The organism is Sphingopyxis alaskensis RB2256 (genome assembly GCF_000013985.1).
Classification (GTDB): domain Bacteria; phylum Pseudomonadota; class Alphaproteobacteria; order Sphingomonadales; family Sphingomonadaceae; genus Sphingopyxis; species Sphingopyxis alaskensis.
In genome coordinates this window covers 1,224,294-1,240,233 of the sequence record NC_008048.1, presented here as the reverse complement: position 1 = coordinate 1,240,233, position 15,940 = coordinate 1,224,294, and the positions used below count along the sequence as shown (strand labels likewise).

Genomic DNA, 15,940 nt, shown 5'->3' with positions numbered 1-15,940 from the left:
GACATGGAAACCCGTGCCGGCGATCCCGGAGCCTTTACCCGCTTCGACCTGACCCGCGTCCCCTCGCCCGCCTTCGTCGTCGATGCGGCCAAGATACGCAGCAATCTCGCGCTGCTGCGCCATATCGGCGATGCCTCGGGCGCACGCGTGCTCGCGGCGCTCAAGGCCTTTTCGATGTGGTCGCTCGGCCCGACGGTTGCCGAATATCTGGACGGCGTCTGCGCGTCGGGCCTTTACGAGGCCAAACTGGGCCGCGCCGAATATGGCGGAGAGGTCGCGACCTATTGCGCGGGCTACAAGGAAGCCGACCTGCCCGAAATCGCGGCGCTTTCCGACCATCTCATCTTCAACTCCCCCGGCCAGATCGCGCGCTTCCGCCCGCTGCTGGACGATTTGCGCGCCAAGGGCGAGCGCTTCGACGTCGGCCTGCGCGTCAATCCCATGCACAGCGAGGGCGAGGTCGCCAAATACGACCCCGCGGCGCCGTGCAGCCGCCTCGGCTTTCCGATCACGCAATTGCTCCCCGAACATATGGATGGCGTCGACGGCGTGCATATGCACAGCCTGTGCGAACAGGATTTCCCGCCGCTCGAACGCACATGGAGCGCGGTCCACCCGATGCTGAGGCCTTTCTTTGGCCAGCTCAAATGGATCAATTTCGGCGGCGGCCACCATGTGACGCGCGCCGATTATCAGGTCGACGACCTCATCGCCTTTCTGAAACAGGTCCGTGCCGCCACCGATTGCGACGTGATGATCGAGCCGGGCGAGGCCATCGCGCTCGACGCCGGCATCCTCGTCGGCGAGCTGCTCGATCTGTTCCATAACGGCATGAGCATCGGCATCACCGACATTTCGGCGACCTGCCACATGCCCGACGTGATCGAGGCACCTTATCGCCCCGCGATGCTGGGCGAAGGCAGCGAAGGCGCGGTGACGCGCCTCGGCGGCCCCTCGTGCCTCGCGGGCGATGTCATCGGCGACTATCGACTGCCCGGCGGCGCGCGTATCGGCCAGCGCTTCGCCTTCCTCGACCAGGCGCATTATTCGATGGTCAAGACCAACACATTCAACGGCGTGCCGCTTCCGTCGATCTGGTTGTGGGACAGCGAGACCGACGAACTCGAATTGATCCGCCAGTTCGGTTTTGAGGATTTCAAGACGCGGCTGAGCTGAACCAATCCACCATGCCAGCCGACGAACTTTCGTCTGGACTCCTTGCGGCGCGAGGCTTCCCCGGTTCATCCTGGCAGCCGCTATTGCGTCAGAAAATTGCGCCCAAGGGTCTTTACAGGGGGGACCCCCCGCCATATATGCGCTCCCCGCTGCCCCAGGGGGACTTCCAATAACCGCAAGGCAGCCTTGGATGTTTCACTTAACCTTTGGGGGTCCCTTGCATTGCACCAGCATCATAGCGCCCACGGGCTGATTCAGGCACTTTCGCCGGTCGAACCTGTTACGCTTGTCCGCCCGCACGCCGCGCGGCGCGCAGCGCGTTTCTTCATCGAGCGATTTCCCGGCACCACCATGTATGCGGTCAAGGCGAATCCGTCCGCCGACCTGTTGCGCGTGCTGTGGGATTCGGGTGTCACGCACTATGACGTCGCCTCGATCGCCGAGGTGCGCCTCGTCGCGCGCACGCTGCCGCAAGCGACTCTCTGCTTCATGCACCCGGTAAAGGCCGAGGAAGCGATTTCCGAAGCCTATTGGAAGCATGGCGTGCGCACCTTCTCGCTCGATACGCTCGACGAGCTCGAAAAGATCGTCCGCGCGACCGAAGGCGCGCAGGATCTGAACCTGCTCGTCCGGCTCAGGGTCTCGTCCGATCATTCGAAGCTCAGCCTCGCCGCCAAGTTCGGCGCCGAGCCGGAGGATGTGGCCGAACTGCTGATGGCGACGCGGCAGGCGGCCGACGCGCTTGGCATCTGCTTCCACGTCGGCAGCCAGGCGATGACCCCGCACGCCTATGCGCAGGCGATGGAGCGTGTCCGCGCGGCGATCGTCGCGGCGTCGGTCACCGTCGACATCATCGATGTCGGCGGCGGCTTTCCGTCCTCCTATCCGGGCATGGAGCCGCCGCCGCTCGATGCCTATTTCGACACCATCCACCGCAGCTTCGAAAGCCTGCCGATCAGCTATTCGGCCGAGCTTTGGTGCGAACCGGGCCGTGCGCTGTCGGCCGAGTACAGCTCGCTGATCGTCCGCGTCGAAAAGCGCCGCGGCGAGGAGCTGTACATCAACGATGGCGCTTACGGCGCGCTGTTCGACGCCGCGCATGTCGGCTGGCGCTTCCCGGTGTCGCTGCAACGCGATGCGGAAAGCGGCGCTGAACTGCTGCCGTTCAGCTTCTACGGCCCGACGTGCGACGATCTCGACCATATGGCGGGCCCCTTCTTCCTGCCGGCGGACATCAAGGCGGGCGACTTCATCGAGATCGGGATGCTTGGCGCTTATGGCTGCGCGATGCGGACGAAGTTCAACGGCTTCGGCGCGGACGAAACCCACGTCGTCAGCGACGAACCAATGACCAGCCTCTACACCGGCGAAGTCGAACAGGAACGCCGCAGCGCGACGGTGACCAAGCTGTTCTGATCGCGTTCGAATAACAAGATTGAAAGGGTCGGCGCAGCGATGCGATCGGCCCTTTCGCTTTTGGTTCAAGGCGCTAGAGCGGCACCCATGTCTCCCTTCCACCATCTTCTCGTCAACAATCTCGTCGCCAACATCACCAATTTTACGGTGTGGTTTGCGCTGACTTTCTGGACCTTTCTCGAAACCCAATCGGTGTTCGCGACGGGGATGATCGCGGGCGTCTACCTCGTGCTCACCGCGATGCTCGGCATCTGGTTCGGCAGCCTCGTCGATCATCATGGCAAGCGGAACATGATGCTCGTCTCCAGCCTCGCGTCGCTGGCACTCTACGCGGCCATGCTCGGCGGCTATGCGCTCGATCCAGACATCCGGGCCGCAAAGGTGCAGAGCGTCACCTTCTGGCTCTTCATCCTGCTCACCATGCTGGGAGTGATCGTCGGCAATATCCGGATGATCGCGCTGCCCACGCTCGTGACCTTGCTGGTGCCCGAGGACCGGCGCGACAGGGCGAACGGACTCGTCGGCATGGTCAGCGGCATTGGATTCCTTACGACCTCGGCGATCAGCGGTTTCCTCGTCGCTTGGGGCGGAATGGTCGCGACGCTTGGTTTTGCGATCGTCCTGTCGCTTGCCGCGGTCATCGACCTGCTAACCATCCGCGTCGATGAGCCGCGCGAGGCCGAAACACACGACGCGCCGCGGCGTGTCGATCTCGCCGGCACATTGCGTGTTGTGCTCGCCATTCCGGGCCTGATCGGTCTGATCCTGTTCGCGGCCTTCAACAATCTGCTCGGCGGCGTCTTTATGGCGCTCATGGACGCTTATGGTCTGTCGTTGATGAAGGTTGAGGAATGGGGTCTGCTCTGGGCGGTCATATCGTGCGCCTTCATCGTCAGCGGGATGGTGATCGCGCGGACGGGGCTCGGCGCCAATCCGGTGCGCACATTGCTGGCGGTGAACCTTGCCGCGTGGACGGTGGCGGTCTTTTTCACGATCCAGTCGTCGATCCTGCTGCTCGCCACAGGCTGCTTCCTGTGGATGTTTCTCGGCCCCTATGCCGAAGCCGCCGAGCAAACGACGCTGCAAAAGGTCGTTCCCCTTGAACGGCAGGGGCGCGTGTTCGGCTTTGCCCAGTCGGTCGAACAGGCCGCCTCGCCGCTCACCGCCTTCCTCATCGCGCCGATCACCCAGTTCGTCTTCGTGCCGCTGATGACGGATGGAGCAGGAGCGGCGGCGATCGGCGACTGGTACGGGCGCGGCCCCGAACGCGGTATCGCGATCGTCTTTTCGATCGCCGGGCTGCTCGGCGTGATCGCGACGCTCGCGGCTTTCCGGTCCCGATCCTATCACCGCATATCGACCGCTTATGCAGAGGGCGTCGATAGCGGCGCGGCGGCAACCGCAGCCGCCTGAATGGCGATGGCAAAAGCCTCTTCCGTTTCACTTTGCAATGCGTCTATCGTGCGCGACGACAAGAGGGAGACAAGAGGGAGGCGCCATGTCCATGCTGTCCGGCATTCGCATCATCGACCTGACGACGGTTATTTTCGGCCCCTATGCGACGCAGATGCTCGCCGACCTGGGGGCCGAGGTCATCAAGGTCGAGACACCGGGAGCGGGTGACATCTCGCGTTACCTTGGCAGCGGCATTCCTGACCCGACGATGGGGTCGATCCACCTCACGGTGAACCGCGGCAAAAGGTCGATCGCGCTCGACCTGAAACAGGCAGAGGACGCGGCGGTGCTGCGCGATCTCGTCGCCACCGCCGACGTGTTTTTCCACAATATCCGCGGCAAGGCGATCGCCAAGCTGGGGTTCGACTATGCCGCGTGCCGCGCGCTCAAGCCGGATATCATCTATGTCCATGGCACGGGCTTCGGACAGGACGGCCCCTATGCCGACCTTCAGGCCTATGACGATGTCATCCAGGCTGCGAGCGGCACCACCAGCCTGCTCCCGCGCGTCGATGGCGACCCGCGCCCGCGCTATTTCCCGTCGCTGATCGCCGACAAGATCGCGGGCCAGTTCGGCGCGCAGGCGATCCTGGCGGCGCTGGTTCACAAGCTGCGGACCGGCGAGGGGCAGGCGGTCGAGGTGCCGATGTTCGAATGTTTCACTGCCTTCATGCTCACCGAACATTTGCGCGATGCGACGCTCGACCCGCCGCTCGGCCCCGCGGGTTATCCGCGCCAGCTCGATCCGACCCGCCAGCCCTTCCCGACACGCGATGGCTATGTCGCAATCGTCCCCTATACACCCGAATCGACCGTGCGCCTGATGACGCTGCTCGACAGCGACGCCTTGCTCGAAACCCCCGAATATGCAGCGGCAAAGGCCGAGGGTCGGCATATGCCGCTCATCTATGCCGAAATCGCGCGCAAAACGCCGACAAAGACCACCGCCGAATGGCTGGCGATCTTTGCCGCCAACGATATTCCGGCGATGGCGGCGCGCGATCTGCAGCATGTCAGGGAAGATCCCCATTTCGAAGCGACAGGCTTTTTCCGGCGCCGCACCCATCCCGACGTCGGCGGCTTTCACGAGATGCAGCCACCCGTCCGCTATGGCGCGATGGGGCCACGCGACCTGGGTTTTGCGCCACGGCTCGACGGTGATGGCGTGGCCATCCGGGCCGAACTGTCGCAGGCGAAGGATTGCGTTGCATAACGGCGCGCGGCGCGTAGCATCGCGGCACAATATGGAGGGGGGAAACCATGTCGGACAGTCTACTCGCACCCGGCGCCGTCCTGGCGCTCTGGACGATCATCATGCTTGGCTGGGTCGCCGTGACCCGTTTTTCGGCGATGGCCAAGGTCGGCGTTGACATCAAGGCCGCACCGCCGGGCGGGCGCGGCGCCGATCTGGAAAATATGCTGCCGCCGGAAACCAACTGGAAGTCGCATAATTACACGCATTTGTGCGAGCAGCCGACGATCTTTTACGCGGTGCTCCTCTTCCTGCACCTGTCGGGCGGCGACACCGATCTGACGCGCGGTCTCGCCTGGGCCTATGTCGTGCTGCGCATCATCCACAGCCTGTGGCAAGCAACCGTGAACCGTATTCCGGTGCGTTTCACCATCTTTGCGCTCGCGACACTCTGTCTGTTCGCGCTATCGATTCTCGCCGTCATCGCCACTCTGGGTTGAAGGAACTATCATGAATACGAACGCAATTCTTGGACCGGTCGCGACGCTCGCGCTGTGGTCGATGGTCATGTGGGTATGGATGTATGCGACACGCATCCCCGCGATGCAGCGCGCCAAGATCGACGCCGCCAAGATGGTCGGCGGCACCGGCAAGGGGCTCGACGATGTCCTGCCCGCCGAAGTGCAGTGGAAGGCACATAATTACAATCATTTGATGGAACAGCCGACCGTGTTCTATGCTGTCGCGATCGCCCTGGCGATCGGCGGCATGGGCGGCGGGCTGAACGCGCAGATCGCCTGGGCCTATGTCGCGCTGCGCATCGTCCATAGCCTCATTCAAGTGACGGTAAACCGCGTGATGTGGCGCTTTCTGGTGTTCGCGTTGGCCAGTCTTGCCTTATTTGCGCTCAGTGTTCACGCCTTCATGGGGTTTGTGCTGCATTGATCAGCGGGCGAAGCGCGCGGCCAGTTCCACATGGGTCGACCATCGGAACTGGCCGACGGGCTGCACCCAGTCGAGCGTATAGCCGCCCTCGACGAGTATCTTCGCATCACGGGCAAAGCTGGCCGGATTGCAGCTGACATAGGCGATCACCGCCGCCGCTGACGCGGCGAGTTGCTTCACCTGCTCCTCGGCGCCCGCGCGTGGCGGGTCGAGGATGATCGCGCCGAAACGGTTGAGCTCGGTCGGCACCAGCGGGCGGCGGAAGAGGTCGCGATGCTCGGTTGTGACCAGCGCGCGGGCGCGGTTGGCGGCCCCCGCCAGCGCCGCGATCGCATCGCGCGCGCCCTCGGCGGCATAGACTTTGCGTCCCGCCTGCACCGACAGCGCGAAGGTGCCGACACCCGCGAACAGGTCGGCCACCGTGGACGCATCGCCGATGGCCCTGGCGACGGCATCGACGAGCGCCGCCTGCCCCGCCGCCGTCGGCTGCAGAAAGGCGAAGGGCGGCACTTCGACCGCTATATCGCCAAAGCGAACCGTCGGCCGATCGGGCTGCCACAGGATTTCGAGCCCGTCGCCCTGATCGACGGCAAAACGCGCCAGACTGTGCGCACCGGCGAAATCCTGCAGCGCCATCGCCGCATCGAGCCCCTCGGCCTTCACGCCCTCCAATATCAGTTCGACGCCCTGGTCGAGCAGTTGCAGCTTGACCTTCACCGGGCGCCGCGGCTGCGCGATCATCGCCAGCAGTTCGCGCACCGGCGCCACAAGCGCGAACAACTCCGGGGCAAGCAGCGGACACATCCGCATGTCGACGATCTGGTTGCTCTGCGCCGCGTTGAACCCGATGGCAACCTGTCTGCCCGTCCTGAGCGCGGTCAGCGCCGCGCGGCGGCGGCTGTGCGGAGCGGAGAGCAGTGCCGGCAGAATCTCGCCAAAGGGCACATCCTGCCCTTCCAGCCCGCCGATAACGCGGTCGCGCACGAAACCGGCCAGCGCCGGTTCGGCGACATGCTGCAACTGACAGCCGCCGCATTTACCGAAATGGCGGCACATCGGCTCGGCACGGTTCGGCCCCGGAATGATGATCCCGTCATCGCGCAAGCGGTCGCCCGGCACGGCGCCCGCCACATGGCGACCGTCGCCGGTCACGCCATCGCCGCGTGCGGCGATGCGATCGATCAGCACCGTTTCGCCCATGTCAGTCCCTTATCAGATCGTCGGCCACAAGGCCGGGGCCTATATGCGCCGCGCGCGCAATATGCCAGCCCACCGCGGCGACCGCGGCGTCGAAAGCGTCGCCGCCGCGCGCCAGCATCGCCCCGCATGCCCCTGCAAGCACGTCGCCCGTCCCCGCCGTCGCCAGCCAGGGGCTTCCCGGCCACGCCGCCGCGACGCGGCCGTCGGGCGCGGCGATGATCGTGTCGGCGCCCTTGTAGACGACGACCGCCTGCGTCCGCGTCGCCGCGGCCTTGGCGCGGTCGATCTTGCTGCCGTAAGCTCCGGGAAAGGCGCGCGCGAATTCGCCTTCGTGCGGGGTCAGGATCGCTTTGCGCGGTGTTTCGGACAGGCGGGGGAGAGCGGCGTCGATCGCGGCAGCGTCGAGCACGAGTGGCTTACCCGAATCGAGCGCCGCCTCGACGGCGAACAGCAATTCCTCGCCCGCCGGAAAGCCGGGCCCGATGACCACCGCACCGACGCGCGGGTCGCCCAGCCGTTCGCCGAACTTCTCGTCGCTCTCGGCGATGATCGCCAAAAGCGTCGCGCTTTCGCTACCGTCGAGCACGACATAACCCGCCCCGGCACGCAGTGCCGCGGCGGCGGCCAGACCGGCGGCGCCGCGCATCGGCCCGCCGAAGACAAGCACCATGCCACGGCTGAACTTGTGCATCGCGGGGCCAGGCACCTGCGACGGAGCCCGCGGCAATGTCCGCATCGCCCTGTCCGCCGAAATGCCGATTGGCGCCAGCAGCACCCTTCCGCACGACCGCGCCGTCGGCAGCAGGACATGCGCAGGCTTGAGCGCGCCGAGCGCCAGCGTCACATCGGCTACCAGTGGCGGCATCCAGTCCGCGCCGCCGTCGCTATCGATTCCGCTCGGGACATCGACCGCGAGCACCCGGCCGGACAGGCGGCGCAGCACCGCCGCCAGATCGTCCGCGATCGGCCGCGACAGACCCACGCCGAACAGCGCGTCGACGATCAGCGGCGCTCCCGACGGCACGGCATCAATCGCCTCGACCGCCCCTGTCCACGCCGCGCGCGCGGCGCGCGCAAGTTCGGTCGCCGGATCGGTCAGCGCCGCAACACGCACCGCAGCGCCGCGTTCGGCCAAGCGTCGTGCCGCGACATAGCCGTCGCCGCCATTATTGCCCGGCCCGCACAGAATCAGGATCGGCGCGCCTGCCGCCATGCGCCAGGCGGTGTCGGCAACCGCGGCGCCCGCGCGCTCCATCAATTCGGCCAGCGTCGTGCCCGCGGCGACGCAAGCGGCCTCGGCGGCGCGCATCGCGTCGGCGGTCAGGACAGGGGCATCGGCGGGAACGGACATGCCGTTTCCTTACCAGAAGCGCCTGAAAAGGTCGCGTTACTTCGCGCCGCGGGTGTTTGCCGGCAGACGGTATCGGTCGTTGCCGATCGCGACTTCGATCAGCCTGTCTCCAACAATCGCCACCTTCGCAGGCTCGGACCCATCGGCCGAAACGACGCCGCGCCCGTCGGTGGCGATCTGCAAGCGGCGGTAGCCGACGTCGCTCCGCCCGACGACCAGAACCGCGCCGTCCACACCGCTCATTTCCTCGACCGTGCAGTCGGGCGCAAAGGCCTCCGCGCCTTCGAGCGCGCATTCGATCCGCGCCTTGCCCGCATCCGCCGCTTCGTCGCCGGGCGCGCCGCCGCAAGCGCCGAGAAACATCAGCACAACCGGGACCGCGCCGCGTTTGCGAATCATCCCTTGCCCTTCAGCTGCGACAGGTCGCGCACCGCGCCGCGCGCGGCGCTCGTCGTCATCGCGGCATAGGCCTGAAGCGCCACCGAAACCTTGCGCGGGCGCGGCTTGGCGGGCTGCCAGGCGGCGTCACCCTTCGCCTCCATCGCGGCGCGGCGTTCGGCGAGCACGCTGTCGGCCACCGCGAGCGTGATCGTCCGCGACGGAATGTCGATGTTGATGAGGTCGCCATTCTCGACCAGCCCGATCGTCCCGCCTTCGGCCGCCTCGGGCGAGACATGGCCGATCGACAGGCCCGACGTGCCGCCCGAAAAGCGCCCATCGGTGACGAGCGCACAGGCGGCGCCCAGCCCTTTCGATTTCAGATAGCTGGTCGGATAGAGCATTTCCTGCATCCCCGGCCCGCCCTTCGGCCCTTCGTAGCGGATGACGACGACGTCGCCCGCCTCGACCTGCCCGGTCAATATGCCCGCAACCGCGGCGTCCTGGCTCTCGAACACCTTCGCCGGCCCGCTGAACTTGAGGATGCTTTCATCGACCCCCGCGGTCTTCACGATGCAGCCGTCGGGCGCGACATTGCCGCTCAGCACCGCCAGCCCGCCGTCCTTGCTGAACGCATGGTCCGCCGAACGGATCACACCGCTTATCCGGTCGAGGTCAAGGCTGTCCCAGCGCCGGGCCTGGCTGAACGCCGTCTGCGTCGGCACGCCGCCGGGGGCGGCCATGAAGAACTTCTGCACCTCCGGGTCGTTCGTGCGCGCAATGTCCCATTTGTTGAGCGCATCGCCCAGCGTGGCGCTATGCACCGTCGGCAGATGCGCGTGGAGCAGCCCCGCGCGGTCGAGTTCGCCGAGGATCGCCATGATCCCGCCCGCGCGGTGGACATCCTCCATATGCACGTCGCTCTTGGCCGGCGCGACCTTTGACAGGCACGGCACGCGACGCGACAGCCGGTCGATGTCTTCCATCGTGAAATCGACGCCCGCTTCATGCGCGGCGGCGAGCAGGTGGAGCACGGTGTTGGTCGATCCGCCCATCGCGATGTCGAGGCTCATCGCATTTTCAAACGCCTCGAACGTCGCGATATTGCGCGGCAGGACGCTGTCGTCGCCTTCCTCATAATGACGGCGACACATTTCGACGACGATCCGCCCGGCGCGCAGGAACAGCTCCTTGCGGTCGGCGTGGGTCGCCAGCGTCGAGCCATTGCCCGGCAGCGACAGCCCCAACGCTTCGGTCAGGCAGTTCATCGAATTGGCGGTGAACATGCCCGAACATGATCCGCATGTCGGGCACGCCGCCTGTTCGATTGCCAGCACTTCTTCGTCGCTGTATTTTTCGTCGGCGGCGGCGACCATCGCGTCGACCAGGTCGAGCGCGACCTCCTTGCCCTTCAGCACGACCTTGCCCGCCTCCATCGGCCCGCCCGACACGAACACCACGGGGATGTTGATGCGCAGCGCCGCCATCAACATCCCCGGCGTGATCTTGTCGCAGTTGGAAATGCACACCATCGCATCGGCGCAATGCGCATTGACCATATACTCGACACTGTCGGCGATCAGGTCGCGGCTGGGCAGCGAATAGAGCATCCCGTCGTGTCCCATCGCGATGCCGTCATCGACCGCGATCGTGTTGAACTCCTTGGCAACGCCTCCGGCTGCCTCGATCTCGCGCGCGACCATCTGGCCCAGGTCTTTCAGGTGAACATGGCCCGGCACAAACTGGGTGAAGCTGTTGACCACCGCGATGATGGGCTTGCCGAAGTCGCTGTCCTTCATCCCCGTCGCACGCCACAGGCCGCGGGCACCGGCCATGTTGCGGCCATGGGTTGTGGTGCGCGAACGATAAGAAGGCATTTCACTCAATCCTGATAATTTTGTTTCAAAAACTAGAGGCAAGATGCGCCTCTACACGCCTATTCCCCGATGTTCAATGTCACTTTCCTGCACATTCGCGCCAGCCGCTCGGCGAACAGCGCCTGCCCCGCCGCGTCGCCGACCAGATCCTGTCGCATCTCGATGCCGATATAGGGAATGCCGTTCGCTTCGGCGTGGCGATTCATCGTCGCGTTGAGCGCCTTGCCCGAATAGGGTTGCTGGTCGCCGACGAGCAGCCCTTCGGCCTCCAGCGCGGCGATCGCAGTGGCAACAAGGCGATCGTCCTCGTTGTAGAGCACCCCGACGTGCCACGGCCGCGCCTGACCGGGATGCGCCGACAGCGACGGGGTGAAGCTGTGCAGCGACAGGATCATTGCGGGCGGGTGCTTCGCGATCGTCGCCGCGATATGATCGTGATAGGGCCGGTAAAAGCGCGCCAGCCGCGCCTCGCGCGCCGCATCGTCCAGCGCATTGCCCGGCACCGCATGGCCGTCGCTTGCGATCGGCAGCACGCCCGGCGCCTCTTCCTCGCGGTTCAGATCGACGACCAGCCGCGACACACCGCCGAGAATTGCGGCATCGACCACGCCGCTTTCGACCAGCAGCGCCGCGACCTCGGCCACGCCGATGTCGATCGCGATATGGGTGGTCAGCAGCGCGGGGGCGATGCCCAGGTCGATGTCGTTCGGGACATACGCCGACGCATGATCCCCGATCAACAATATGCCGTCGGCGCGCGGCTCGCCCAGTTGGTGCCACGCCTCGCTCATCGCAGCGCGCCTGCCATCAGCCACCATCCCGGATGCCGTGCGGCGAGCACTGCCTTTGCCGCGTCGCGGTCGGCCGCCGCATCGAACAGCGCGAAGCAGGTCGCTCCCGATCCCGACATGCGCGCGAGCCACGGTCGCAGCGCGCCGAGTTCAAGCAATATGTCGGAAATCGCAGGGCAGGCGGCGAGCGCGGGGCGCTGCAAATCGTTGCGCGCGCCGATCAACTGCGCCCGGTAGTCCGTGCCAATGTAGAGCGGCCCGCGGTCGATCCCGTCCCACGCGGCAAAGACCGGCCCTGTCGCGACGGGCTGGCGCGGATTGACCAGCAGCACCGGTACGCCCGCGATCCGCAGACCCGCGACGGCGTGCAGATCCTCGCCGGTCCCCGAACCCATGCAGGTCGTGCTCGCCACGCAGGCGGCAATATCAGCACCGAGCGGACCGACGATGCGCGCGAGCGTCGCATCACCCAGTTCGGGAAGGAAATGCGTGCGGACCAGCCGCGCCATCGCCGCGGCATCGGCGGAGCCGCCGCCGATCCCCGCCGCCAACGGCAAACGCTTCGTCAGCCTTACCGCGAGCGGCGGCACGCGATCGGCGCCATAGCGTGCGCGCAGCAGCGCAAGTACGCGCAGCACCAGATTGTCGGCGCCCGAACTCAGGCCTTCGGCAAACTCACCGTCGATGACAAGCGTGTCGGTGGCGGCAAGGGCGGCTTCGATCGTATCGCCGCCATCGACGAAGGCAAACAGCGTTTCAATATCGTGATAGCCGTCGGCGCGCCGCGCGCGGACGTGGAGCGCAAGGTTTATCTTGGCCCAGCCCGTCTCCCGCATCGTGGCACTCATGGTGCCACCGTTGCCGGGGTCAGCCCGTCGCGCAGCTTCGCCTCGATCCGCGTCGCCATCTCGGCGTCGGCGAGCAGCGCTGCCGCGCGCCAGTTATAGCGCGCCTGGAACTTGCGACCCGCCTGCCAATAAGCATCGCCCAGATGTTCGACGATCACCGCATTGTCGGGTTCGCCGCGCTGTGCTCGTTCGAGCAATTCGACCGCTTCGTCGGTGCGCCCGATCAGGAAATAGGCCCATCCGAGCGAGTCGGTGATGCTCGCATTCTGCGGTGCCCTGGCCCACGCCGCCTCGATCCGCGCGAGCGACTGCTTCATGTCCTTGCGCCGTTCGAGCGCCGAATAGCCCGCGAAATTGAGCACGGCGGGATCGTCGGGCTGCAAGGCCACGGCGCGCTCGATCAGCGGCGCCGCTGCGTCCCACTGGTCCGCCTGCAACATCAACTCGGCGCGAGCAAGCAACAGCGAACTGCGCAGCGCGCGGTCCTCCTCACCCAGCGCGGCCTCCAGCCGCTCATAAGCGGCCGCCGCGGCCGCCGCACTGCCCGACCGCCGCGCAAGGTCCGCAAGCCGCACCAGCAACATGCGCGGCGCATCGTTGCGCGCGGCCGCCTCGGCGCGTTCGAGGCCTGCCGCCAAATCGCCGCTGTCTGCGATCAGTTCGGCCTGTCGCATGACCAGCACCGCGGGCAACTTTCCTCGCAGGCCGTCAAGCAGCGCCATGGCCGCGCCATTCTGCCCGTCGCGAGCCAGTGCCTCGACCAGCGTTGCGCGCACCGCCCAATCCTCGTCGTTCAGCCAATGCGCGGCGCGGGCGAACAGCAACGGCAATTTGGTGCTGGCGTTCGGCGTGCGCGCCAGGCCGTCGGCGAGCAGGCCGAGCCACTGCGCGCTTCCCGCGCGCGGGGTCGTCACCGGCTGATCGGGCAGCAGCAGCATCGGGTCCTCGCGCTCACCGGCCGCCAGCGCGATCCGCGCACGGAGTCGGCCGGCGGCGGCGCCCTCGCCCGCGCGATCGAGCGTCGCCGCGGCGCGCAACGCGACGAGCTGGCTGAGTCGGTCGCTCAGACCAATCTCGTCCGCCAGTCGCGCCGCCTCGCCCGCGCGGCGCGTTGCCGCCTGCACCTGCACGACCTGGAGCATCAACGCCGGTTCTGCGCCTGTGCCAGGGGTCGCCATCAGGTGGCGCTCGGGCCTCCGCGCGCGCGCGCCGACATCGATCCAAGCCTGAAAGATCGGCACGATCAGCCGCGCGCCCGTATTCGCGCCGGTCTTGTCGGTCGGCGCCGCCAGATAGGCGCGCGCCGCCTTCCAGTCGGATCGCCGCATCGCATCGACCAGGAGGACGAGCTGCGCGTCGAAGCGATGGTCACCGCCCGTCCAGACCTGCTGCGCCGCGCGCCGCGCCGCATCCAGGTCGCCCGCGGCGATCGCCTGTTCCAGCATTCGCCCGCGGACGCCCGGCAGTCCGGGCGACAGACTGACAACCTCGTTCAGCGCCGACAGCGCCGCCGCCGGTGCGCCCTTCTCCTCGGCCAGCCGCGCGCGGACCAGCGCGTTGAGCGCGGCACCGTCGGCATCGGCCGCCGCGACGGGCGTTGCCGCGCCAAGGAGAGCGGCGGCGCCCAGCAGGCCGACGGGCTTACATATTCGGATAATTGGGCCCTCCGCCGCCTTCGGGGGTGACCCAGTTGATGTTCTGGGTCGGATCCTTGATGTCACACGTCTTGCAATGCACACAATTCTGCGCGTTGATCACGAACCGGGGATTGCCCTCTTCCTGCCCGACAATTTCATAGACCCCGGCGGGGCAATAACGCTGGGCAGGCTCATCATAGAGCGGCAGATTATATTCGACCGGGATCGACGGATCCTTGAGCTGGAGGTGGACGGGCTGGTCCTCCTCATGGTTGGTGTTCGACAGGAACACCGAAGAGAGGCGGTCAAAGGTCAGCACGCCGTCGGGTTTCGGATAGTCGGGCTTCGGCATCATGTCGGCGCGATAGAGCGTCTCATTGTCGGGATGATGCTTCATCGTGAACGGCATTTTGATCTTGAGCGTTTCGGCCCACATGGTGATGCCCGCAAGGATCGTTCCGCCGAGGTCGCCCCATTTTTCGACGAGCGGCAGCACGTTGCGCACGACGCTGAGTTCTTTCTTGACCCAACTGTCGTCATAGGCGGCCTGATAGGCGTCGAGCGTGTCGCCCGCGCGCCCCGCGCTCACAGCGGCAAAGGCCGCTTCGGCCGCCATCATGCCCGACTTCATCGAGGTGTGCGTGCCCTTGATCCGTGGCACGTTGAGGAAACCGGCGCTGTCTCCTATCAACGCGCCACCGGGGAAAGCCAGTTTCGGCACCGACTGATAGCCGCCGTCGCTGATCGCGCGCGCGCCATAGGAAACGCGCTTGCCGCCCTTCAGAATCTTCGCGATCTCGGGATGCGTCTTCCACTTCTGCATTTCCTGAAAGGGGGAGATGTGCGGATTGCGATAGTTGAGCCAGGTCACAAAACCCAGCGCAACCTGCCCGTTCGCTTGATGATAGAGGAAGCCCCCGCCATTGGCATGTTCGTCGAGCGGCCAGCCCTGCGTGTGGATCACACGCCCCGGCGCGTGATTTTCGGGGTCGATGTCCCACAGTTCCTTGACGCCAAGTCCATAGACTTGCGGTTCGCAATCGGCATCAAGCGCGAATTGCGATTTCAGCATCTTGGTCAGATGTCCGCGTGCGCCTTCGGCAAAGAAGGTATATTTAGCGTGGAGTTCGAGGCCAGGGGCGTAGTCAGCCTTGTGGCTGCCGTCGCGCGCGACGCCCATGTCGCCGGTGGCGACGCCTTTGACCGAACCATCGTCATTGTAAAGGATTTCCGCCGCCGGAAAGCCGGGGAAGATTTCGACCCCAAGCCCTTCGGCTTGCTCCGCAAGCCAGCGGCAAAGATTACCGAGGCTGCCCGTATAGGTGCCCTCGTTGTGCATGAAGGGGGGCGAGATGAACTCGGGCAGGCTGAACTTCCTGTTCTTGGTGAGCACCCAATGCTGGTTGTCGTTGACCGGCACCTCGGCCAGCGGACAACCCATGGTGCGCCATTCGGGCAATAGTTCGTCGAGCGACCGGGGATCGATGACCGCCCCCGACAGGATGTGCGCGCCGACCTCCGACCCTTTTTCGAGAATGCACACCGACAATTCGCCGCCCGCTTCGTTTGCCAGTTGTTTGAGGCGGATCGCCGCCGAAAGCCCTGCCGGACCCGCACCGACAATGACCACGTCATAGGGCATCGATTCCCGTTCGCTCACCGCAATCACCTTTC

At 65.9% G+C, this 15,940-nt stretch carries 14 protein-coding genes; 6 read left to right on the top strand and 8 right to left on the bottom strand.

Features of this window, described 5'->3' with window-relative positions:
* Window positions 1–3 precede the first annotated feature (3 nt).
* The 6 genes from SALA_RS06040 (at window position 4) to SALA_RS06015 (ending at window position 6,184) form a co-directional block, all read left to right on the top strand.
* Window positions 4–1,176, top strand: coding sequence for a carboxynorspermidine decarboxylase (locus tag SALA_RS06040; RefSeq protein WP_011541499.1), 1,173 nt, complete (start codon window positions 4–6; stop codon window positions 1,174–1,176).
* Window positions 1,177–1,398: 222 nt separating this feature from the next.
* Window positions 1,399–2,592: a type III PLP-dependent enzyme gene (locus SALA_RS06035; protein ID WP_011541498.1), complete on the top strand. Its 1,194-nt coding sequence runs from the start codon at window positions 1,399–1,401 to the stop codon at window positions 2,590–2,592.
* An 87-nt stretch (window positions 2,593–2,679) separates the two neighbouring features.
* Window positions 2,680–4,005 (top strand): MFS transporter, encoded by a 1,326-nt coding sequence (locus tag SALA_RS06030; protein ID WP_041383131.1) that lies wholly within the window; start codon window positions 2,680–2,682, stop codon window positions 4,003–4,005.
* A gap of 85 nt (window positions 4,006–4,090) precedes the next feature.
* Window positions 4,091–5,260: a CaiB/BaiF CoA transferase family protein gene (locus SALA_RS06025; RefSeq protein WP_011541496.1), complete on the top strand. Its 1,170-nt coding sequence runs from the start codon at window positions 4,091–4,093 to the stop codon at window positions 5,258–5,260.
* 47 nt (window positions 5,261–5,307) lie between these two features.
* A complete protein-coding gene (locus SALA_RS06020; protein WP_011541495.1) occupies window positions 5,308–5,739 on the top strand; it encodes an MAPEG family protein in 432 nt (143 codons plus the stop codon).
* A 10-nt stretch (window positions 5,740–5,749) separates the two neighbouring features.
* Window positions 5,750–6,184, top strand: a complete 435-nt coding sequence (locus SALA_RS06015) for an MAPEG family protein (RefSeq protein ID WP_011541494.1) — start codon at window positions 5,750–5,752, stop codon at window positions 6,182–6,184.
* Here the strand turns inward: SALA_RS06015 and SALA_RS06010 are convergent, their stop codons facing one another.
* The 8 genes from SALA_RS06010 to SALA_RS05975 are packed head-to-tail and all read right to left on the bottom strand — an operon-like array spanning window position 6,185 to window position 15,926.
* Window positions 6,185–7,384 carry a class I SAM-dependent RNA methyltransferase gene (locus SALA_RS06010; RefSeq protein WP_011541493.1) on the bottom strand — a complete coding sequence of 400 codons (1,200 nt, stop codon included), beginning with the start codon at window positions 7,382–7,384 and terminating at the stop codon, window positions 6,185–6,187. It abuts the gene before it with no gap.
* A gap of 1 nt (window position 7,385) precedes the next feature.
* Window positions 7,386–8,735 (bottom strand): bifunctional ADP-dependent NAD(P)H-hydrate dehydratase/NAD(P)H-hydrate epimerase, encoded by a 1,350-nt coding sequence (locus tag SALA_RS06005; RefSeq protein ID WP_011541492.1) that lies wholly within the window; start codon window positions 8,733–8,735, stop codon window positions 7,386–7,388.
* A gap of 36 nt (window positions 8,736–8,771) precedes the next feature.
* Window positions 8,772–9,134 carry a hypothetical protein gene (locus SALA_RS06000; RefSeq protein WP_011541491.1) on the bottom strand — a complete coding sequence of 121 codons (363 nt, stop codon included), beginning with the start codon at window positions 9,132–9,134 and terminating at the stop codon, window positions 8,772–8,774.
* Window positions 9,131–10,990, bottom strand: coding sequence for a dihydroxy-acid dehydratase (gene ilvD, locus SALA_RS05995; protein ID WP_011541490.1), 1,860 nt, complete (start codon window positions 10,988–10,990; stop codon window positions 9,131–9,133). The genes SALA_RS06000 and ilvD overlap by 4 nt, the downstream gene beginning before the upstream one ends.
* A gap of 59 nt (window positions 10,991–11,049) precedes the next feature.
* Window positions 11,050–11,781, bottom strand: a complete 732-nt coding sequence (locus SALA_RS05990; protein ID WP_011541489.1) for an N-formylglutamate amidohydrolase — start codon at window positions 11,779–11,781, stop codon at window positions 11,050–11,052.
* The gene (locus SALA_RS05985; RefSeq protein WP_011541488.1) at window positions 11,778–12,629 is read right to left on the bottom strand and encodes a 4-(cytidine 5'-diphospho)-2-C-methyl-D-erythritol kinase; all 852 of its coding nucleotides are present in this window, start codon (window positions 12,627–12,629) and stop codon (window positions 11,778–11,780) included. Before SALA_RS05985 ends, SALA_RS05990 begins: the two co-directional genes overlap by 4 nt.
* Window positions 12,626–14,350 (bottom strand): tetratricopeptide repeat protein, encoded by a 1,725-nt coding sequence (locus tag SALA_RS05980; RefSeq protein WP_237700928.1) that lies wholly within the window; start codon window positions 14,348–14,350, stop codon window positions 12,626–12,628. The genes SALA_RS05985 and SALA_RS05980 overlap by 4 nt, the downstream gene beginning before the upstream one ends.
* The gene (locus SALA_RS05975; RefSeq protein ID WP_011541486.1) at window positions 14,271–15,926 is read right to left on the bottom strand and encodes an electron transfer flavoprotein-ubiquinone oxidoreductase; all 1,656 of its coding nucleotides are present in this window, start codon (window positions 15,924–15,926) and stop codon (window positions 14,271–14,273) included. Before SALA_RS05975 ends, SALA_RS05980 begins: the two co-directional genes overlap by 80 nt.
* Window positions 15,927–15,940 lie beyond the last annotated feature (14 nt).